The following is a 21,293-nucleotide window of genomic DNA, read 5'->3' on the forward strand; positions in this document are numbered from 1 at the left end:
GATATGAAAGTAATATTTGTACATCATAGCTGTTTTGTGGTGGAAATGGAAGATGTGATTTTGATATTTGATTATTTTGAAGGAAACCGTGTAACCGGTTATACTTTTACCGGAGTGCTTCCGGTATTTGACAAAGACAAATCCATTTATTTCTTTGCAAGCCATAAGCATCAGGACCACTTTGATATGAATATTTTAAAACTGGCAGAGGATTATGAAGACATTCATTTTATTTTGTCAAAAGATACAAAAATGAGTCCGAATTTTATGAAAAAACACGGTATTCCGGAGCGGGCAAAGAAATGTATCGAATATGTCATTCCGGATAAGAAATATGAAATCGGAAAAGTGAAGGTAAGAACCCTTCGTTCCACGGATGCCGGTGTGGCGTTTCTGGTAAAGACCTGTGGCAAGACCATTTATCATGCAGGAGACCTTCATAACTGGAAGATGGAGCATGTGGGAGAGCTGATTAATGGCAAGATGGAGCGGGACTATAGACACCAGATACGCAAGTTAGAAGGTGAGCATATCAATGTGGCATTTGTGGTTTTAGACCCGAGACTTGGTGAGTATACTGACCTTGGTTTGGCTTATTTCATGAAAAATGTGGAAGCTGATTATGTATTCCCGATGCATATGTGGCAGGATTATTCTGCCATTGAAAAATACAAGCAAAAATGTGATAATCATTTGTATACGGACCGAATCATGGATATCGAAAAAGAAAATCAGGTATTTGATATGGACAATCTCAAATGAAATTCTTGAATTATGCCATTAATTGGTCTATACTTAATACGTTTCCTGCTTAGGGGAAGGAAACTATTTCGTTACACGGGAAATCGGTAAAAAGTGGTTCCCGTAGTTAAAAACAGGAGGAAGAATGTATGGATAATTTTCTCGCATTTGGAGGCAGTTTTTTACAGTATGTAGTTATTTTTGTGATTCTGGTTGCAATTGCAGTTCTCGGTGTATTCACAGGTATTGCACTGCGGAAACGGAAAGATGCAAAGGAACTGGCATTACATGAAGATAAAAAGGAAGAAAAATAGTTTTTTGGAGGAATTATTGTGAAGAAATACGGAGTAAATGACTTAAGAAGAATGTATCTTGAATTCTTTGAGAGCAAAGGACATCTGGCAATGAAGAGCTTTTCTTTAGTACCACATAATGATAACAGTCTTCTGCTTATCAATGCTGGTATGGCTCCATTAAAGCCATATTTTACAGGACAGGAGATTCCGCCGAGAAGAAGAGTGACAACCTGTCAGAAATGTATTCGTACCGGAGATATTGAAAATGTAGGTAAGACAGCAAGACATCTTACTTTCTTTGAGATGCTTGGAAACTTCTCTTTTGGTGATTATTTCAAACATGAAGCAATTGCATGGTCATGGGAATTCTTAACAAAAGTGTTAGAGCTTGACCCGGAGCGCCTGTATCCGTCTATTTATGGAGAAGACGAAGAAGCATTTGAAATCTGGACCAAAGAAGTCGGTGTTCCGGCAGAGAAAATTACCAGATTCTATCGTGACCCGGAAACCGGAGAATGTGATAACTTCTGGGAGCATGGTGCAGGACCTTGCGGACCGTGTTCTGAAATCTATTATGACCGTGGAGAAAAATACGGCTGTGGAAGTCCTGACTGTAAAGTAGGATGTGAGTGCGACCGTTTCATGGAAGTATGGAACAACGTATTTACACAGTTTGAAGGAGATGGCAAAGGTGGTTATACCGAGCTTTCCCAGAAAAATATTGATACCGGAATGGGATTAGAGCGTCTGGCAGTTGTTATGCAGGATGTAGACTCCGTATTTGATATTGATACTATGAAAGCAATCCGTGATAAGATTTGTGAATTATCAGGAAAGACTTATCAGCAGGATGCATTAGATGACGTTTCTATCCGTCTGATTACAGACCATATCCGCTCTGTAACCTTTATGGTATCCGACGGAATTATGCCAAGTAACGAAGGAAGAGGTTATGTTTTAAGAAGACTGATTCGTCGTGCTGCAAGACATGGCAGATTACTTGGAATTGATGGACTGTTTTTGGCAAAACTCAGTGATACTGTTATTCGTGAGAGCAAGGATGGTTATCCGGAATTAGAGGAGAAGAAAGATTTCATCTTCAAGGTATTATCCCAGGAAGAAGAAAAATTCAATAAAACAATTGATCAGGGACTTGCTATCTTAGCAGAGATGCAGGACAAGCTGGAAAAAGAAGGAAAGAAAGAATTATCCGGAGCGGATGCTTTCAAGCTTTATGATACTTACGGATTCCCTCTTGACCTGACCCAGGAAATCTTAGAAGAAAAAGGATTTACCATTGATGAAGCCGGATTTAAGGCCGCAATGGAAGAGCAGAGAGAGAAAGCAAGAAAAGCAAGAAAAGTAACCAACTACATGGGTGCAGATGTTACCGTATATGAATCCATCGACCCAAGTATTACAACTGAATTTGTCGGATATGAGAACAATACTTATACCTCAAAGATTACAGTAATGACTACCGAGACTGAAATCACAGAAGCTTTATCCGATGGTGAGATTGGAACTATTTTCGTAGAGAAGACTCCATTCTATGCAACCATGGGTGGACAGGTAGCAGATACCGGTGTTATCAGCAGCAAGGACGGAAGCTTTGTCTTTGAAGTAGAAGATACCGTAAAGATGCTTGGCGGCAAAGTCGGACATATTGGTAAAGTTACCAAGGGAATGATTAAGACCGGTGATGAAGTAGAACTTTCCATTGATGCAGACAGAAGACTTGCAATCGGAAAGAACCACAGTGCAACACATCTTCTTCAGGAAGCCTTAAGAGAAGTACTTGGTACCCATGTACAGCAGTCCGGTTCTTATGTAGACGAGCACAGATTAAGATTTGACTTTACACATTTCTCAGCAATGACAGCAGATGAGATTACCAAAGTGGAAGACATTGTAAACCAGAAAATTGCAGAAGCACTTCCTGTTATAACAGAAGTAATGTCTTTAGAGGATGCAAAGAAGACCGGTGCAATGGCATTATTTGGTGAGAAATACGGTGATAATGTCCGTGTTGTAAAAATGGGAGATTTTTCTACCGAGCTTTGCGGTGGTACCCATGTAAGCAATACAAGTGCAGTCCAGGCATTTAAGATTATTTCCGAGGCTGGAATCCAGGCTGGAGTCAGAAGAATTGAAGCCCTGACATCCAAAGGTGTATTTGAATATTATGACCAGTTAGAAGAAACCTTAAAAGAGGCTGCAAAATTATTAAAAGCGACACCTGCAAATCTTGTTGAGCGTGTAAATCATGTATTAGGCGAAGTAAAAGCATTACAGTCTGAAAATGAATCCTTAAAGAGCAAAGCGGCAAAGGATGCATTAGGTGATGTTATGAATCAGGTGGAGGAAGTAGCTGGTGTGAAACTTTTAGCAACCAGCGTTTCCGGTGTAGATATGAATGGTTTAAGAGACTTAGGAGACCAGCTCAAAGAGAAGCTTGGCGAAGGTGTTATCGTATTAGCTTCTGATTGTGATGGCAAAGTAAATCTTGTTGCAATGGCAACTGAGGAAGCAATGGGCAAGGGTGCACATGCCGGTAACCTCATCAAGGGAATTGCTGCGAAGGTTGGCGGAGGCGGCGGTGGCCGTCCAAATATGGCTCAGGCCGGTGGTAAGAATCCGGCTGGCATCAAAGATGCTTTGACAGAAGCAAAGACTGTTCTTGCACAGCAGTTAGCATAAAATATACTGAATTAAAAATATTTTCCGGAAAATTGGAAAAACAGCAAAAAAACGGTTGACGTACGGGAAAATTATGCTATAATCTTTGGTAGTGCAATAAAATTACCCAAACAGTTGAATATGCACAATACGCAACTGGAGGGAGGTTAGGTGTGAGACAATGTCAAATGTAATCGTAAAAGAAAACGAGACGTTAGATAGCGCTTTACGCAGATTCAAAAGAAACTGTGCGAAAGCTGGTATCCAGCAGGAAATCCGTAAAAGAGAGCATTACGAGAAACCAAGTGTTAAACGTAAGAAAAAATCGGAAGCTGCAAGAAAACGTAAGTACAACTAATAAGATAGAAAGCTGTCACATTTGTGACAGCTTTCACTTTTTTACTTTACAGGAAATTGCTTTCCTGTAAAGTAAAAAACGCTCCGCGAGGATGCACACTGCGGCGTATAAGGTAGATGTCGCAAGCGACCGCCGCAGGCGCGAGAATGTGCCAAGGCACATTCTCTGTTCTATTGCCAAGCTTATGGGTTGCCAAGCATTCGTAAGAAACTGCTGGTGGCAGGTTTTGTAGGAGGGAAACAAATTTTAGAGCATATTTTATAAGACAAGTCATATATTAGTCGTGAGGAGAAATCCTTGCGACTTTTTTACTTTACAGGAAATTGCTTTCCTGTAAAGTAAAAAATGCTCCGCGAGGATGCGCACTGCGGCGTATAAGGTAGATGTCGCAAGCGACCGCTGCAGGCGCGAGAATGTGCCAAGGCACATTCTTTTTTACGCATGTTTCTCGTAGTTACGCAAGTAGACTAGAAAGAATATATTGATAGACCGAAAGAAAGGAGTGAATCCGGAAACAATGTTAGAACAGGTACTTCAGATTTTCCCGGCAGAGCTTCGGAAAATGCTGCTTGCAAATAAAGATAAATTAAAGGAGACAGAGGAAATACGCATTCGTATAAACCAGCCGATGATTCTCTGGGATGGGAGAAAGGAATATTTTTTAGATAAGCTAAGTGGCAGATTAAGTGTGGAGGCGGAAGGAAGTTATTACATAAAGGAAAGTGATATTTCTGCGATGCTGACTTTTTTAAGCAGGTATTCCATTTATGCCTATGAAGAAGAGTTAAAGAGTGGATTCCTGACCTTAGAAGGTGGACACCGGGTAGGAGTAACCGGACAGATCCGGATGGAGGGAGAAAAGGTGGAACAGCTTGCTTATGTCGGATCATTGAACATAAGAATTGCACATCAGAAGATTGGATGTGCAAAGGAAATTCTGCCCTTTATCAGAACAGAACAGAGTGTGAGAAATACGCTTTTCGTATCTTCCGTTGGGATTGGAAAGACAACCCTGCTCCGGGACAGTATTCGTCTGATTTCCGGAGATGAGACAAGCAGAATACACTTTAAAGTAGGGGTGGTAGATGAACGTTCTGAGATAGCAGCCTGCTGCCATGGAATACCGCAGAATAATCTTGGCATACGTACAGATGTGATAGACCGGTGTAAAAAGGCTGTGGGAATGCGGATGCTTCTTCGTTCCATGTCGCCGGATGTAATTGCAGTGGATGAACTTGGTTCCATGGAAGATTTTCAGGCAGTGGATGAAGTATTGCATTGTGGCTGCAGTATTCTTGGAACCATTCACGCGGCTGATATGTTGGAGTTACAACAAAAGGAACAACTTCAAAAATGGCTAGAACAAAAGATTTTTGAGCGGTATGTCATCTTAAAAAAGGATGATGGTGGAAGAAGACATTTTATGATTTATGATGGGGCATGGGAAAAAATATGGTCCGATTGATAGGAGTTGTGCTGATACTTTTGGGGACAGTTGGGATTGGTTATGACAGGATGCAGCAGATAAAGCGGCATTATGAAGGGCTTTTAGACTGGCGGGAATGTATGCTGAAAATACAGGGAGATATGCAGAGCTTAAAGAAACCGCTGCCGGATATTATTACAGAATTGGGGCATCATGCACCGGAAGCTTTTCAATCATTTTTTATGCATCTGCATAAGGAGCTGATGCAGTATGAGAACAGCAGTCCGAAAAGCTGTTGGAAGGAGGCGTGGAAGTCATGGAAAAAAAGGGAAATCTTTACGAAAGAGGAAGGACAACTGTTTTTGGAGTGCGGAAGACTTTTGGAACAGGGAAGCGGAGGGTTGTTTGAAAAAGAAGCAGAGATACTGATAGAAAGAATCAATATTTTGATTCAAAGAGAACAGACAGAGATGAGAGAGAGGATAAAAGTCAGCATGTACCTGTGTGCTACCGCAGGAATATTTCTGGTGCTGATACTGGTTTAATGGAGGAGAAGATGAGTGTAAACCTGATATTTAAAATTGCGGCAGTTGGTATTTTGGTGACGGTAATCAGTCAGGTGCTGAAGCATAGCGGACGGGAAGAACATGCATTTTTAACCAGTCTGGCAGGACTTTTGATTGTGCTGTTCTGGATTGTTCCATACATATATGATTTGTTTGAAACGATGAAGTCACTGTTTTCGTTGTAGAGGAGAAATATGGATATTATTCAGGTTGGATTGCTGGGAATTACAGCAGTTTTTCTTGCACTTTTTATCAAAAACTACAAAAGTGAATACAGCATTTTAATCAGTATTGTGGCGTGCCTGTGCATTTTCATTTTTCTGATAGGAAAATTGGAGCTTGTATTGTCTTATGTCAATAGTGTGGTGCAACTGCTTCCTGTAGATGGAAGGTATCTTGCCATGATTTTAAAAATGATTGGAATTACTTATGTAGCAGAATTTGCAACAGATATCTGCAGAGAATCCGGGTATCAGGCAATTGCCGGACAAATTGAAATCTTTGCCAAGCTGTCGATTCTTTTAATCAGTATGCCGGTGCTGATGGGATTTATTGAAACGTTAGGGGCTTTTTTATGAAGAGACAACTATTAAAAAATGCGTTTAAGATGTTTGTAAGAACGGCAGGATGTTTCATTATATTTTTCATGTTCTGGCTCATGCCAGGAGGACTTGTACAGGCATCTTCCGTATCAGCAGCATCAGATAACAGCAGGACAGGGACGGATAAGGATTATACGGATGATTTTATGGAACAGCTGGATTTATCAGAGATTGAGCAGTATTTAAAGGAACAGGATGCTACAGAAGAGATTAGTTTCTATGAACTGATTAAAGAGCTGGCAACCGGAAACTTTTCCTGTGACGGACAAAAGCTGACGCAGGCAGTGGGAAGGATTCTGTGGGGAGAATTGCAGGATAATAAGGCAATACTGGTAACCGTTCTTTTACTGGCAATCAGCTGCGCATTTCTTAAAAATTTCTCTGATATTTTTCATAATACTTATATATCGGAGGTCTGCTTTTTCCTGATTTATATGGAGATGACAGTCCTGCTGCTGCAGTCCTATCAGATGATGAGTGATATTGTAGTAACGGCAATGAATCAGATTGTAGATTTTATGAATATGCTGATTCCAGTATTTGGCATGTCTCTGGCATTTTCCATGGCAAATTTTACAGCGGCAGGATTTTACCAGATTGCTTTTATCGTGGTTTATATTGTTCAGTGGGGAATGCTTGCCTGTCTGGTGCCAATGACGAAACTCTTTATTATGATGGAATTTATGAATTATATGATAGAAGGGGAACGTTTTAGCAGAATGTGTGAACTGATGGAAGAAATAATCCGCTGGTGCTTAAAATGTGCGATTGCAGCAACCATTGGTCTGAATGTGGTACAGACCATGGTGGTTCCGGCCATTGACCGATTGAAAATGAGTACCGTTACAAAGACACTTGGAATGATACCGGGAATGGGAAATATTACAGGAGCAGTCAGTGAACTGATGCTTGGAGCGGGTATGGTCATTAAGAACAGTGTCGGAACAGCCGGGGTATTGATTTTACTTTTGCTGGTGATGTTTCCACTATGCAAAATGTTTTTGCTGAGTCTTATGTATAAAGTGACAGCGGCAGTAACCGAACCGGTATCGGATAAGAGGATCGCAGGAAGCATGAACGGCATTTGTCTGGGCTGCCAGCTGCTTACAAGGATTTTACTTACTTCGCTGGTTCTTTTTCTTGTGACGATTGCCATGATTACTGCAGTATCCGGATTCCTTATGGGATGAAGGAAAGAAGAGAAATAAGAAGGGGAAGAGGGAGCAATATAAAATGGATGCAATTTTAAACTGGATGAAGGGAATTCTGATCCTTTTTCTGATTGGACATGTGATGCTGTATCTGGTACAGAATAAAATTTATGAAAAATATGTGCATTTCTTTCTTAGGATTCTGATTCTGCTGGCGGTAATGGCGCCCATTGCTTCTAGGCTAATTGATGAGGATACGCTGATACAGAATATGGAACAGGCACAGTTCTTTCAGGAACTTGAAAATGTACAAAATATAAATGCCATAAGCAGTGCGGAGACTGCAGATTATCGTTTGCAATATGAAGAAGCCTGTGGCGGGCAGGTAGAGGATACCCTAAGGCAGAAAGGCTATGCGGTGGCATACAGTAAGGTAACGTTAAATGAGGGTTATGAAATAGAACATATTACAATCGGGATTGAAAAGTCTGGGGATAACATTGAAAAAAATAGTTCCGTCCATGTTTCGGATATTGAGATACCGGCAATTGAGATAAAAGAAACAGAAGAGAAAAAGGAGCATACAAGTCAGGAGTATGCAGAATTAGAAAAATTTGTATGTGAAAATTATCTGGTTGATAAGACGCAGATTCAGATAGAAGAGGTGAGATGATGAAAATGCAGGATTTTATGCAAAAGATAAAAGAAAAGAAACTAAAACGGTCAGATTGGTTGATTTTAGTCCTGGCAGGCATATTGATTCTGATTATCGCATTGCCTACAGATACAAAAGAAAAAAAACAGGCAGAGGAAGCAAAAGAAAATATATCAAAGGAAAATAATACCATGGAGGCATCTAAGGATGAAATAGAGCGGAAATTAGAAGATATTTTAGAAAAAATCGACGGGGCTGGAGATGTAAAGGTGATGATTACTTATCAGGACAGTGGGACACAGGTGGTGGAAAAGGATAAAAATACTTCTGAAAATTCTTTAGAGGAAAGTGACAGCACTGGTGGAGTAAGAAGCACAAAGGAACAGCAGCTACAGGAAAGTACGGTATATGAGGAAGCAGATGCCGGAAATACCCCCTTTGTTTCTAAGGAACTTCTTCCCAAAGTGGAGGGAATTTTAATTGTGGCATCCGGTGGTGATAACCAGAAGGTGAAACAGAATATTTCCGAGGCGGTTTTGGCATTATTTCAGGTAGAAGCACATAGAATAAAAATAGTAAAAATGAGCGGACTGGAGGACAGTAAATGAAGAAAGTATTTAAGAAAAATCAACTCATTATAACCGCATTGGCATTGATGATAGCAGTGGCTGGTTACTTAAGTTTTACCGACAAGAATGGCAAAGATGAAAAGGTGGCAATGGAGGCTTCTGCGGATACGGCAGATTTATCTTATGAGATATCGGCAGAGGATGACTTAGCGGAAGCAGATATTTTTACCGATACGGAAGATAACAGTAGTGAAGCTGTATCAGCGGCAGACAATGTGGTTGAAGAGAGCCTAGAGAACCCGGGCGAAGCGTCATGGCAAGCAGCAGCATGGATTATGCGTCAGAAATGAAACTGGGCCGGGAACAGGTACGTTCTAAAAACAAAGAGACTTTGCTGGAAATTATCAATAATACAAATATAGATGAAGCTGCAAAGCAGGATGCCTTAAATCAGATGGTGGCAATGACGGATATTGCAGAACGGGAAAATGCAGCTGAGATGTTGTTAGAGGCAAAAGGATTTACGGATGTAGTTGTCAGCATTACTGATAATACAGCGGATGTGGTACTTGATATGGGAGAAGTAACAGATGCCAAACGTGCCCAAATAGAGGATATTGTAAAGAGAAAAGCCGGCATTGAGGCAGAAAATATCATTATCACACCAATTCAGAAAAATACTGCACAGGAGAATCCGGCAACAGAAACCACCGAAAATTCAGACACAACAGAACAGACAAATTAAGGGAAGCAGCCCCGCCCTTAGATACTTGAAAACGGGGCTGAAATTAGTATAATAATATCATAAGAAAAAGAACCGACAGAACCATGAGAAGAGAGGGAATGCCTATGAAGAGAGTATTTTTAATTGTATTAGACAGTGTTGGAATCGGAGAGATGCCGGATGCGGCAGAGTATCATGATGAAGGAAGCAATACCTTACTTGCAGCTTCACGGAGTCCATATTTTTCCATGCCGAATATGCGCTCACTGGGCTATTTTAATATTGACGGAGTCCACATTGGAGGAAAAGAAGCAAATCCGAAAGGTGCATTTGCCAGACTGACAGAGGTGTCCAAAGGAAAAGATACCACCATCGGACACTGGGAGATTGCAGGCGTGATATCCAGTCATCCACTGCCAACATTTCCAAATGGATTTCCACAGGAAATCATAGAAGAATTTGAGCAGAAAACCGGACGCGGGGTACTTTGCAACCGTCCATATTCCGGCACGGATGTTATCCGGGATTATGGAAAAGAGCATATGGAAACTGGAAAACTGATTGTATACACATCAGCAGATTCTGTTTTCCAGGTGGCAGCCCATGAAGAGGTAGTGCCGATTGAAGAACTGTACCGGGATTGCCAGATCGCAAGAAATATGCTGACTGGGAAAAACGGAGTGGGAAGAGTCATCGCAAGACCGTTTATCGGAGAACCGGGGAATTTTACCCGTACTGCAGGAAGACATGACTTTTCCTTAGAACCGCCGGCAGTTACCATGTTGGATCAGCTGACGGAAAGTGGGAAAACAGTGCTGTCTGTCGGAAAAATCATAGATATTTTTGCAGAACGCGGAATTACAGATTTTGTACGAACAAACGGAAATGATGATGGAATTGACAAAACATCAGCCTATATGGACAAAGATTTTACTGGATTATGTTTTACAAATTTGGTAGACTATGATATGTTGTATGGACATAGGAATGATGTAGATGGTTATGCAAAAGCACTGACACACTTTGATGAGCGGCTGCCGGAGCTTTTGGCAAAGTTACGGGAGGATGATATTTTAATGATTACAGCCGACCACGGATGTGATCCGAGTACACCTTCTACTGACCATTCCAGAGAGTATACACCACTTCTTATGTATGGAGCACATATTACTCCGGGTAAGGACTATGGCACAAGAAGCAGCTTTGCAGACATTGCTGCAACCATATTATCTTACTTCGACATAAAGCAAAAATGTGCGGGTGAGCCGCTGGAATTATAGGAGGTCCCATTTTGGCTGATTTTAGAAAAGAGATAGAGAAACGAAGAACATTTGCGATTATTTCCCATCCGGATGCCGGTAAGACAACACTGACAGAGAAATTTCTTCTGTATGGAGGAGCTATTAACCTGGCAGGTTCTGTAAAAGGAAAAGCAACTGCAAGACATGCAGTTTCCGACTGGATGGAAATAGAGAAGGAGAGAGGTATTTCCGTTACTTCTTCTGTATTGCAGTTTAATTATGGTGGATATTGCATCAATATTCTGGATACACCGGGACATCAGGACTTCTCGGAAGATACCTATCGTACCCTGATGGCTGCTGATTCTGCAGTTATGGTAATCGATGGTTCAAAAGGTGTAGAGGCACAAACCAGAAAACTGTTTAAAGTCTGTGTAATGCGTCACATTCCGATTTTTACATTTATCAATAAAATGGATCGTGATGCTAATGATACCTTTGATTTATTAGATGAAATCGAAAAAGAACTTGGCATTGCTACCTGTCCGGTTAACTGGCCGATTGGATCCGGAAAGAATTTTAAGGGAGTTTATGACCGGAATACGAAAAAAGTCATGCTGTTCTCTGATACCTTGAAGGGAACCAAGGAAGGTGAAGAAAAAGATTTTGATATTAATGATCCGGCATTGACAACAGAAATCGGGCAGGAATACCGGGATAAATTGGATGAAGAAATTGAATTGTTAGATGGTGCAAGTGCAGAATTCGATATGGATCTTGTGTCCAGGGGAGAACTGTCACCGGTATTCTTTGGTTCTGCTTTAACGAACTTTGGTGTAGAAACTTTCTTAAAGCATTTCCTTTCCATGACTACATCACCGCTTCCGAGAAATTCGGACAAGGGGCTGATTGATCCGTTTGGTTCCGATTTCTCTGCTTTTGTCTTTAAAATTCAGGCAAATATGAATAAGAATCATCGTGACCGTATTGCATTTATGCGAATCTGTTCCGGAAAGTTTGAAGCCGGCATGGAAGTAAAACATATCCAGGGTGGAAAAACAATCCGTCTTTCCCAGCCGCAGCAGTTGATGGCACAGGAGAGAAAGATTATAGATGAAGCATATGCCGGAGATATTATCGGAGTCTTTGACCCGGGTATCTTTTCAATCGGTGATACTTTAACCACTGCGAAAGACAACTTCGAATTCGAAGGAATACCGACTTTTGCACCGGAGCATTTTGCAAGGGTACGTCAGGTAGATACCATGAAGAGAAAACAGTTCGTCAAAGGTGTCATGCAGATCGCACAGGAGGGCGCAATCCAGATTTTCCAGGAATATCAGGGTGGTATGGAAGAGATTATCGTAGGCGTAGTAGGTGTACTGCAGTTTGATGTATTAAAATACCGTCTGGAAAATGAATACAATGTGGAAATACGCTTGGAGAAGCTTCCATATGAGCATATCCGCTGGATTGAAAATAAAGATATTGATATGGACAAGCTTACCGGAACTTCCGATATGAAGAAAATCCGTGACCTTAAGGGCAATCCATTGCTGTTATTTGTCAATGCATGGAGTGTCGGCATGACTCTTGACCGGAATGATGGTCTGGTATTATCGGAATTCGGTAAAAATTAAGCGGGTATAAACAAAATTAAGAAGAGACATACTTAAAAAAGAAAAAATAGAAGCTTTTCTATAAAAGTAAAGGAGGATAACGAAATGGTAGTAAAGATTACAAATGACAATTTTGAAGAAGAAGTATTAAAGTCAGATAAACCGGTACTTTTGGATTTCTGGGCAGACTGGTGCGGTCCGTGTAAAATGATGTCTCCGGTTGTAGAAGAACTGGCGGATGAATTAGAGGGACAGGTAAAGGTTGGAAAAGTGAATGTGGATGAAGAAGCAGCACTGGCTTTAAAATATCAGATTATGAGTATTCCGACCCTGGTTGTAATGAAAAAAGGTGTTTTTGAGGGAAAGAGCATCGGTGTGCAGGATAAAGACGAAGTATTAAGGCTTTTAGCTTTATGATTGCAGCTGATAAGAAAATCCGGATGGTATATCTTAATATACTGTCCGGATTTTATCATACAATTTTTATAGATGTGTAATAAATGCCTGATTCATATTGCTATAAAAATATATCATTGCATATAAAAAAATATAGAAGTTATTTTTCAGCAAGTTTCTGTTCTAACTGACCGATGATGCGTCCTTTGTCCATCGGAGAAAGTTTATGGAAAAGCTGGAGCAGTAAATGTTCATCTGGATCGGATGGGAAAGCACGATATTCTGATTCTTCTGCAATCTGAAGGTTGGAAGCCGGCTGGTATTCACCGGTCAGAAGATAGTATACATCAACATCTAAAAATTCACTTATTTTTACAATTTTATCAGAAGAAGGATTTGTACCCTTGGATTTCCAGCTGCTGATAGCAGCAGGAGAGATTCCGGTGTATTCCGATAATTCTTTTTGTGAAAGCTTCTTTTCCCGTAATAATGCAAAGATACGTTGGCTGATTGTCATAGTGTACTCCTTTATCAGGTATTAAATAATATTGTATAGAAAATAAAAAATAAAAATAAAATACGCAAATATGAATTGACAAATTCATATTTATGAATTATAATGTAATTTGTGAAATTATTTTCATATTATACATCATTTTTTATATAAACACAAATGATAAAGAAGAAAAGGGGAGACTTTTATGGCAAAGACAAAACGGCAGATTACTCCAATGGGGAAAGAAATAAAGCGCAGGCTGGTAGAACTTGAGATGAGTCAGGAAGAACTTGCAACATCGGTTGGGTGCAGTCCGCAGTATATTAATCATATCATTTATGGAGAACGGTCTGGTGAGAAGTACTTAGAACAGATTTTCCTGATTCTTGGTATGGATCAATATCATGATTAAAAAGATGGAACGATTGCCAGAGGTTTCCATTGTTTATAGAAAATTAATTTGTAACCGGAATCTTATTATGTTAAGATAAGGATACCTTTCCATGAGAGACTTCAGAAAGAAGTCTTTTTTCTTTACATGAGAATATTTACAGTCTATAAAATATTTGGCTATTCTGCCGGGTATACCCACTTTACAGAATGTATAGGGACAGAAAAAAATATTTTCTAAAAATGCAGTTGACATTTGGAAGAAAGTATACTACTATAATATCAGAAAACGAACATAAGTTCGCATGAAGGAGAATTGACATGGCGAGAGATGTAAAAGATACGAGAAGAGACAGCAGTAAAGAAGATAAATTAAAGGCACTGGATGCTGCTATATCCCAGATTGAGAAGCAGTACGGAAAAGGTTCTGTTATGAAACTGGGGGATGAGAGCAACCGGATGAATGTGGAGACTGTTCCGACAGGAGCATTAAGTCTTGATATTGCTTTGGGATTAGGCGGACTTCCTAAGGGAAGAATTATTGAGATATATGGACCGGAGTCCAGTGGTAAGACGACCGTTGCCCTGCATGCAGTCGCTGAGGTACAGAAGCGTGGAGGAATTGCCGGATTTATTGATGCTGAGCATGCATTAGACCCGGCATATGCGAAGAATATCGGAGTAGATATTGATAATCTTTATATTTCACAACCGGATAACGGAGAACAGGCACTTGAGATTACAGAGACTATGGTCAGATCCGGTGCAGTAGATATTGTAATCGTAGACTCTGTTGCAGCACTGGTGCCAAAGGCAGAGATTGATGGTGATATGGGAGATTCCCATGTGGGTTTACAGGCAAGATTGATGTCACAGGCACTTCGTAAGCTGACTGCAGCAATCAACCGTTCTAACTGTATTGTAATCTTTATTAACCAGTTGCGTGAAAAGGTTGGAGTTATGTTTGGTAATCCGGAGACAACAACCGGTGGCCGTGCATTGAAATTCTATTCTTCCGTACGTCTTGATGTACGTCGAATTGAATCCTTAAAACAGGGTGGAGAAATTGTCGGTAACCGTACCCGTATTAAAGTAGTGAAGAATAAAGTGGCACCGCCATTTAAAGAGGCTGAATTTGATATTATGTTCGGAGAAGGAATTTCAAAAGAAGGAGATATCCTTGATCTGGCTTCTGAACTTGGTATTGTAAATAAGTCCGGTGCATGGTATGCATATAATGGAGATAAGATTGGCCAGGGTCGTGAAAATGCCAAGACTTATCTGAAAGAGAATCCACAGGTCTGCCAGGAAATCGAAGAAAAAGTAAGAGCTCATTATGCAGTGGATAAGAGTGAAGAAGAAACAGAGACTTCAGCTGCAAATGGACCGGAAGTTCTTGATGCAGAGTAATGGACAGAATTGTTTCAGGGATAACAGAATATAAGAAAAACAAATATAAGGTGTGTATGGATGATGGTACACACCTTGTATTATATAAAGGTGAGGTGCACCGCTACAGATTACAGGAAGGGCAGACCGTAGACGAGGCACTGTATCAGGAACTCTTTTATGAAGTAGTAGGTAAGCGGGTGAAAAAACGGGCACTTGCACTTTTAGAGAAGATGGACCGGACAGAACAGGGGCTTTACCGGAAACTGGCTGAGAGTGAATATCCGGAAGAACTGATTCTTGATGCCATAGAGTATGTGAAGAAATATCATTATATTGATGACATGCGCTATGCAAGAAATTATATCAGTTACCGACAGGGCAGTAAGAGCCGCCGCCGGTTACAGCAGGAACTGATGCAGAAGGGAGTTCCCAAAGAAATTACAGAGCAGGCATTAGAAGAAATCTATGAAAATAATGATACAGAAAAAATTGCAGAAATATTAAAAAAGAGACATTATAATCCGGAACAGCCGGATGCAAAGGAAATGCAGAAACAGTATGGATATCTGATGCGGAGAGGATATAAAAGTGAAGACATTTTACGTGTAATGAAATGTCCGGACTACTTGACATAATATTAGAAAAAGTATAAAATTTATTTATTGTTATTTATGACAGATGAATGAATATTTATGTTATATGAACAATGAAAATTGAATAAAGGAGGTGCTCCTGTGCAGGCAGTAATTATAGCTGTTGTAATTACATTTATTGTCACATGTGCTATCACCTGGTTTGTTGCAAATGCATACCAGAAAAAGCAGACTGCTTCAAAGATTGGCAGTGCAGAAGATAAAGCCCGTGAGATAATAGATGAAGCTGTGAAGACCGCTGAGACGAAGAAGAGAGAATCTTTGCTTGAGATTAAAGAAGAGTCGATTCGTACGAAGAACGAATTGGACAAGGAAATCAAGGAAAGAAGAAACGAAATTCAGAGAAACGAGCGCAGAGTGGAACAGAAGGAATCCAATCTGGATAAGAAACTGGAAGCCATTGAGAAGCGCGAAGCAGGTTTTGCAGCAAAAGAAGAAGAGCTGAACAAACAGAAAGCTGAAATTACAAAGCTTCATGAAGAGCGTGTACGGGAACTAGAAAGAATCTCAGGACTTACCTCCGACCAGGCAAAAGAATATCTATTAAAAACTGTTGAAGAAGATGTAAAGCTTGATACTGCAAAATTAATCAAAGAGATGGAGCATCAGGCAAAAGAAGAAGCTGGAAAGAAAGCAAAAGAATATGTGGTTACTGCAATTCAGAAATGTGCTGCAGACCATGTGTCAGAGACAACCATCTCTGTAGTACAGCTTCCGAATGATGAGATGAAGGGAAGAATTATCGGACGTGAAGGAAGAAATATCCGTACGTTAGAGACGCTGACTGGTGTAGATTTAATTATCGATGATACACCGGAAGCAGTTATCCTTTCCGGATTTGATCCAATACGAAGAGAAGTTGCTCGTATTGCATTAGAGAAATTGATTGTAGACGGACGAATTCATCCGGCTAGAATTGAAGAAATGGTAGAAAAAGCGCAAAAAGAAGTTGAAACCATGATTCGTGAAGAGGGTGAAGCTGCTACTTTAGAAGTAGGTGTACATGGCATTCATCCGGAACTTGTGAAATTATTAGGCCGAATGAAATTCAGAACCAGTTATGGTCAGAATGCATTAAAGCATTCTATAGAAGTAGCACAGCTTTGTGGCTTACTTGCGGCTGAAGTTGGTGTAGACGTAAGATTGGCAAAACGTGCAGGACTCCTGCATGATATTGGTAAATCAGTAGACCACGAAGTAGAAGGTTCACATATTCAGATTGGTGTGGATTTATGTAGAAAATATAAAGAATCTCCGCTTATTATCAATGCGGTAGAGGCACACCATGGCGACGTAGAGCCAGAGTCATTGATTGCTTGTCTGGTACAGGCAGCCGATACAATTAGCGCAGCAAGACCAGGTGCAAGACGCGAGACAATGGAAACATATTCCAACAGATTAAAGCAGTTAGAAGATATTACAAATGAATTTAAAGGTGTAGATAAATCTTTTGCAATTCAGGCGGGTAGAGAGATTCGTGTAATGGTAGTTCCTGAACAGATAAGTGATGCTGAAATGGTATTACTTGCCCGTGATATTTCAAAGCAGATTGAATCTGAATTAGAATATCCAGGTCAGATTAAGGTAAACGTAATTCGTGAATCACGTGTAGTTGATTACGCAAAATAAGCAGGAAATAAGTGTCCGAAGAGTGAAAGCTTTTTGGACACTTATTTTTTTACTTTACAGGAAATTGCTTTCCTGCAAAGTAAAAAAGCTCTACGAGAAAAAACAAGTAATGAGGAATAATCTGTAAGAAAAAAGGAGAATACAATGGGACAGAATCATCAGGAAGAAAAAAGAATCAGAAGAGTTAACAGGGAGTTAAAATATCAGGGCGCAATCGTGGATGTTTATTCAGACACCATCGAGACACCGGATGGAAATATTGCATACTGGGATTATGTGGAACACAGAAAAGGAGCTGCGGCAGTTGTGCCGGTTACACCGGAGGGCAGAATCTTAATGGTACGCCAGTATCGGAATGCATTAGACCGTTATACTATTGAATTGCCGGCAGGATGCAGAGATTCCCTGACAGAGGATACGAAAATAAGTGCTATGCGGGAATTAGAGGAAGAGACGGGCTTTCAGTGCGGTCATATCGAAAAGATGCTTTCTTTAAAGACGACCGTAGCTTTCTGTAATGAGTTTATTGATGTATATCTGGCAACGGATTTAAAACCGGGCAAACAGCATCTTGATCCAGAAGAATTTATTGAAGTAAGGGCATATGACCCGGAAGAATTATTGGAAAAAATTTATGCCGGAATAATCCAGGACAGTAAAACCGTAGCTGGTATCTTGGCATATTGTTACCGTTACCGGAATAATATGAAATAAGAAAATTAAGACAAGTGAATACATGGAAAGAGTATCGGGGATAAGAAGAGAAAAGCATCTTCATCTGTTAGAGGTGTTATTTTTAGGCTGTTTTGTGATTGGCATTATAGCTGCTAATTTGTATGGAAGAAGCCGTCTGCAGCAATATGGCATATTAAATGATTATTTTATACAGCAGTTAAAATATATTACGATAGAAAAACATGATTATTTTATTTATGTACTATCAGCAAGAGTGCCGGTTGTCCTTACATTAATCTTCTTTGGAATGACACCGTGGTACCGGGTTGTGAATAGTATATTTCTGATATGGAGCGGCTTTTCTTTTGGTTTCCTGTGCGTGATGGCAATCAGCAATATTGGCGCAGGTGCCATCTGGCTTATGATGATTGCGTTATGCCCACAATTTATTTTCTATGTGTCCGGATACCTGCTGTTATTAAAGTTAGAAGAAAAGTACCAGTGCGGAAAGGAACATGGAAAGCTTGGGGAATGGATCCTTTTGTGGGGGATTATATTATTATTGTTCTTTATCGGATTCTTAACAGAGGCATATCTGAATCCAGGTATGGTGCACTTCGTGTTGAAAAAAATATAAAAAATTTTACGAAATTTTTACAACATATTGTGGGTAGAAAAATAGAAATAAGATACATGTGGTAGATTTATGTAAATCAGCAAAAAACAGGCGAAAATATGAATTGCTTTTCCAAATTAGAATCATTATAATAGGGATTGTACTTGCCTTTTGGAAAAGAATAGAAGGGCATAAGAGAAAAAGAGTTAGGTGGTTACAGTTATGACACAGGAAATAGATGCTTTTATGAAGTATCTTCAGGAAGTAAAGAAAATATCGAAAAATACAGCGGTTTCTTATGAGACGGATTTGCGCAAAATGAAGGAATTTCTGTATTCTGAAGGTGTGCTTTCTGTTGAGGATGTCAGACAGGAACACTTAAAAATATATATGGAAAAGCAGGAGCAGGAAGGAAAGAAACCGGCAACGATTTCCAGAGGACTTGCATCCATGAAAGCCTTTTTTCAGTATCTTGTGGTACGGAATTATGTAAACCAAAATGTGACGGATGGATTAAAGGCACCCAAGATAGAGAAGAAAGCTCCGGTTATTCTTTCTATGGAAGAAACCAGCCGGCTTTTAGACCAGCCAAACGGAAATACACCGAAGGAATTAAGGGACCATGCGATGTTAGAATTGCTTTATGCGACGGGAATCCGTGTCTCTGAATTGATTTCTTTGAAGTTAAGCGATATGAATTTGAAACTGGAATATATTACCTGCAAAGATGCTCATAAAGAAAGAATTATTCCTTTTGGAGAAGTAGCAAAAGAGGCTCTGCAGCATTATCTGGAAGAGGGAAGATCATATCTTGTCAGTGAAGAAGGCAGTGAATATCTTTTCACCAACTGTTCCGGCAAAGAAATGAGCCGTCAGGGTTTCTGGAAATTAATCAAAGCCTATGGAAAGAAAGCCGGAATTGAGACAGAAATAACACCGCATATGCTGCGTCATTCTTTTGCAGCTCATTTGGTAAGCAATGGGGCAGATTTGAAAGCGGTTCAGGAAATGTTAGGACATGCAGATATTTCTACCACGCAAATCTATGCACAGATGAAACAGAGCAGAATCCGTGAAGTATATGCCAAGGCACATCCGAGAGGATAAAGAAGAAACTACGGGAAACACGCTTTGCGAGTTTCTTGCTACTTGCATAAATAGAAAAAGGGGGCAGTCATTTCTTAAAAAATGGCTGCCCCCATTTTTTACTTTACAGGAAATTGCTTTCCTGTAAAGTAAAAAACGCTCCTGTAGATGAAATTATTATTTATTCATTTCTGCAATGTCATAGATAAGACGAGCGGAATCTTCCCAGCCTAAGCATGGGTCAGTAATGGATTTACCATAGATGTGTTCGCCGATTTTCTGATTGCCCGGTTCAATGTAGCTTTCAATCATAACACCCTTAATCATCTTGTGAATTTCAGGGGAGAGCTGGCGGTTATGCATCACTTCTTTGACGATACGAATCTGCTCGAAGTATTTTTTATTGGAGTTAGAGTGGTTTGCATCTACGATAGCAGCTGGATTCTTAAGATCACGTTCATTATACATTTCAATCAGACGCATAATATCTTCGTAGTGGTAGTTCTGTGTGCTGTTACCATGTTTGCTTACAGCACCACGGAGAACAACGTGAGTTAAGTCGTTACCAGGAGTCTCTACTTCATATCCGCGATATACGAAATGATGTGGATGCTGGGCAGCATATACGGAATTGAGCATAACGGAGAAGTCACCACTGGTCGGGTTCTTCATTCCGGATGCAACATCAAACCCACTGACTACAAGACGATGCTGCTGGTCTTCTACAGAACGTGCACCGATAGCAACGTAGGAGAGCAGGTCGTCAATGTAACTCCAGTTTTCCGGATAAAGCATTTCGTCGGCAGGGGTCAGACCACTTTCTTCAATGGTACGGATGTGCAGCTTACGCATTGCAATCAGTCCGGCAACCATATCAGGAGCTTTCTCAGGGTCAGGCTGGGTAGCAATACCTTTATAACCTTCGCCGGTTGTTCTTGGCTTATTGGTGTAGACACGAGGGATAATAATCAGACGGTCTTTGACATCTTCTGCAATTTTGGTCAGGCGGCTGACGTAGTCGCAGACAGGTTCTTCGCTGTCAGCGGAACAAGGTCCGATGATAACTAAGAAACGGTCATCTTCGCCGGTTAAGACTTTACGAATTGCAGCATCCCGTTCTTTTTTTATCTGTGCCAGTTTCTCCGGAAGCGGATACTCTTTTTTGATTTCTTCCGGACTTGGTAATTGGTTTAAAAAATTAAAACTCATATTTTTAGTCTCCTTTAGTAAAAAAACTTGCTTTTTTTATATTATAAGATTCGTTTTTAACTGTCAATGATATGATTTTTAACTGTCAATGATATGATTTTAATAATTAATTTTATACTTTTTT

At 40.2% G+C, this 21,293-nt stretch carries 25 protein-coding genes; 23 read left to right on the forward strand and 2 right to left on the reverse strand.

The genetic code is table 11. From position 1 onward, the window contains the following. The first annotated feature begins 3 nt into the window (after positions 1 to 3). The 16 genes from DW059_RS10205 to trxA all read left to right on the forward strand — a co-directional run bounded on the left by DW059_RS10205 (position 4) and on the right by trxA (position 13,044). Positions 4 to 762, forward strand: a complete 759-nt coding sequence (locus DW059_RS10205; RefSeq protein ID WP_117698711.1) for an MBL fold metallo-hydrolase — start codon at positions 4 to 6, stop codon at positions 760 to 762. 128 nt (positions 763 to 890) lie between these two features. Continuing rightward, positions 891 to 1,055 carry a vanadium nitrogenase gene (locus tag DW059_RS10210; protein ID WP_117698712.1) on the forward strand — a complete coding sequence of 55 codons (165 nt, stop codon included), beginning with the start codon at positions 891 to 893 and terminating at the stop codon, positions 1,053 to 1,055. Positions 1,056 to 1,073: 18 nt separating this feature from the next. Next, positions 1,074 to 3,737: an alanine--tRNA ligase gene (alaS, locus tag DW059_RS10215; protein WP_330408383.1), complete on the forward strand. Its 2,664-nt coding sequence runs from the start codon at positions 1,074 to 1,076 to the stop codon at positions 3,735 to 3,737. A 160-nt stretch (positions 3,738 to 3,897) separates the two neighbouring features. Continuing rightward, on the forward strand, positions 3,898 to 4,074 hold the full coding sequence (gene rpsU, locus DW059_RS10220; RefSeq protein WP_021737899.1) for a 30S ribosomal protein S21: 177 nt from the start codon (positions 3,898 to 3,900) through the stop codon (positions 4,072 to 4,074). Between the two features lie 517 nt (positions 4,075 to 4,591). After that, on the forward strand, positions 4,592 to 5,539 hold the full coding sequence (gene spoIIIAA / locus DW059_RS10225) for a stage III sporulation protein AA (RefSeq protein ID WP_118087511.1): 948 nt from the start codon (positions 4,592 to 4,594) through the stop codon (positions 5,537 to 5,539). Next, positions 5,527 to 6,045 (forward strand): stage III sporulation protein AB, encoded by a 519-nt coding sequence (locus DW059_RS10230; RefSeq protein WP_158552107.1) that lies wholly within the window; start codon positions 5,527 to 5,529, stop codon positions 6,043 to 6,045. The genes spoIIIAA and DW059_RS10230 overlap by 13 nt, the downstream gene beginning before the upstream one ends. Positions 6,046 to 6,056: 11 nt before the next feature. After that, positions 6,057 to 6,251: a stage III sporulation protein AC gene (gene spoIIIAC, locus DW059_RS10235; RefSeq protein WP_022243260.1), complete on the forward strand. Its 195-nt coding sequence runs from the start codon at positions 6,057 to 6,059 to the stop codon at positions 6,249 to 6,251. Positions 6,252 to 6,260: 9 nt separating this feature from the next. Further along, the gene (locus DW059_RS10240) at positions 6,261 to 6,644 is read left to right on the forward strand and encodes a SpoIIIAC/SpoIIIAD family protein (RefSeq protein ID WP_117698716.1); all 384 of its coding nucleotides are present in this window, start codon (positions 6,261 to 6,263) and stop codon (positions 6,642 to 6,644) included. Next, complete coding sequence (locus tag DW059_RS10245) at positions 6,641 to 7,858, forward strand: stage III sporulation protein AE (RefSeq protein ID WP_117698717.1); 1,218 nt, start codon at positions 6,641 to 6,643, stop codon at positions 7,856 to 7,858. The genes DW059_RS10240 and DW059_RS10245 overlap by 4 nt, the downstream gene beginning before the upstream one ends. Positions 7,859 to 7,901: 43 nt before the next feature. Then, entirely contained in the window at positions 7,902 to 8,492 is a 591-nt protein-coding gene (locus tag DW059_RS10250; protein WP_117698718.1) for a stage III sporulation protein AF, read from the forward strand. Further along, complete coding sequence (locus DW059_RS10255) at positions 8,489 to 9,082, forward strand: stage III sporulation protein AG (RefSeq protein WP_147326041.1); 594 nt, start codon at positions 8,489 to 8,491, stop codon at positions 9,080 to 9,082. The genes DW059_RS10250 and DW059_RS10255 overlap by 4 nt, the downstream gene beginning before the upstream one ends. Then, positions 9,079 to 9,393 (forward strand): SpoIIIAH-like family protein, encoded by a 315-nt coding sequence (locus tag DW059_RS17300; protein ID WP_330408384.1) that lies wholly within the window; start codon positions 9,079 to 9,081, stop codon positions 9,391 to 9,393. Before DW059_RS10255 ends, DW059_RS17300 begins: the two co-directional genes overlap by 4 nt. Next, a complete protein-coding gene (locus tag DW059_RS17305; protein WP_330408385.1) occupies positions 9,357 to 9,788 on the forward strand; it encodes a SpoIIIAH-like family protein in 432 nt (143 codons plus the stop codon). The genes DW059_RS17300 and DW059_RS17305 overlap by 37 nt, the downstream gene beginning before the upstream one ends. Positions 9,789 to 9,892: 104 nt before the next feature. Beyond that, positions 9,893 to 11,047, forward strand: a complete 1,155-nt coding sequence (locus DW059_RS10265; protein ID WP_117698720.1) for a phosphopentomutase — start codon at positions 9,893 to 9,895, stop codon at positions 11,045 to 11,047. 11 nt (positions 11,048 to 11,058) lie between these two features. Next, entirely contained in the window at positions 11,059 to 12,648 is a 1,590-nt protein-coding gene (locus DW059_RS10270; protein ID WP_117698721.1) for a peptide chain release factor 3, read from the forward strand. A gap of 84 nt (positions 12,649 to 12,732) precedes the next feature. Next, a complete protein-coding gene (trxA, locus tag DW059_RS10275; RefSeq protein WP_022243252.1) occupies positions 12,733 to 13,044 on the forward strand; it encodes a thioredoxin in 312 nt (103 codons plus the stop codon). 139 nt (positions 13,045 to 13,183) lie between these two features. On the opposite strand, the gene DW059_RS10280 is transcribed toward trxA, so the two are convergent. Then, positions 13,184 to 13,540 carry a helix-turn-helix domain-containing protein gene (locus DW059_RS10280; protein WP_117698722.1) on the reverse strand — a complete coding sequence of 119 codons (357 nt, stop codon included), beginning with the start codon at positions 13,538 to 13,540 and terminating at the stop codon, positions 13,184 to 13,186. 184 nt (positions 13,541 to 13,724) lie between these two features. Between DW059_RS10280 and DW059_RS10285 the strand changes: the two genes are divergently transcribed. From DW059_RS10285 to xerD, 7 genes are all read left to right on the forward strand, one after another. Next, positions 13,725 to 13,931 carry a helix-turn-helix transcriptional regulator gene (locus tag DW059_RS10285; protein WP_117698723.1) on the forward strand — a complete coding sequence of 69 codons (207 nt, stop codon included), beginning with the start codon at positions 13,725 to 13,727 and terminating at the stop codon, positions 13,929 to 13,931. A 299-nt stretch (positions 13,932 to 14,230) separates the two neighbouring features. Next, the gene (gene recA / locus DW059_RS10290; RefSeq protein WP_117698724.1) at positions 14,231 to 15,319 is read left to right on the forward strand and encodes a recombinase RecA; all 1,089 of its coding nucleotides are present in this window, start codon (positions 14,231 to 14,233) and stop codon (positions 15,317 to 15,319) included. Then, the gene (locus tag DW059_RS10295) at positions 15,319 to 15,936 is read left to right on the forward strand and encodes a regulatory protein RecX (protein ID WP_117698725.1); all 618 of its coding nucleotides are present in this window, start codon (positions 15,319 to 15,321) and stop codon (positions 15,934 to 15,936) included. The genes recA and DW059_RS10295 overlap by 1 nt, the downstream gene beginning before the upstream one ends. Positions 15,937 to 16,062: 126 nt before the next feature. Next, a complete protein-coding gene (gene rny / locus DW059_RS10300) occupies positions 16,063 to 17,583 on the forward strand; it encodes a ribonuclease Y (RefSeq protein ID WP_416390266.1) in 1,521 nt (506 codons plus the stop codon). 144 nt (positions 17,584 to 17,727) lie between these two features. Continuing rightward, on the forward strand, positions 17,728 to 18,297 hold the full coding sequence (locus tag DW059_RS10305; protein WP_117698726.1) for an NUDIX hydrolase: 570 nt from the start codon (positions 17,728 to 17,730) through the stop codon (positions 18,295 to 18,297). Between the two features lie 22 nt (positions 18,298 to 18,319). After that, the gene (locus DW059_RS10310) at positions 18,320 to 18,895 is read left to right on the forward strand and encodes a stage II sporulation protein M (protein WP_117698727.1); all 576 of its coding nucleotides are present in this window, start codon (positions 18,320 to 18,322) and stop codon (positions 18,893 to 18,895) included. Positions 18,896 to 19,096: 201 nt separating this feature from the next. Continuing rightward, a complete protein-coding gene (gene xerD / locus DW059_RS10315; protein ID WP_117698728.1) occupies positions 19,097 to 19,981 on the forward strand; it encodes a site-specific tyrosine recombinase XerD in 885 nt (294 codons plus the stop codon). A 156-nt stretch (positions 19,982 to 20,137) separates the two neighbouring features. Here the strand turns inward: xerD and DW059_RS10320 are convergent, their stop codons facing one another. Continuing rightward, positions 20,138 to 21,169 (reverse strand): 3-deoxy-7-phosphoheptulonate synthase, encoded by a 1,032-nt coding sequence (locus DW059_RS10320; RefSeq protein WP_117698729.1) that lies wholly within the window; start codon positions 21,167 to 21,169, stop codon positions 20,138 to 20,140. Between the last annotated feature and the right edge of the window lie 124 nt (positions 21,170 to 21,293).

It is taken from the genome of Roseburia sp. AF42-8, assembly GCF_003435965.1.
GTDB lineage: Bacteria > Bacillota > Clostridia > Lachnospirales > Lachnospiraceae > Roseburia_C > Roseburia_C amylophila.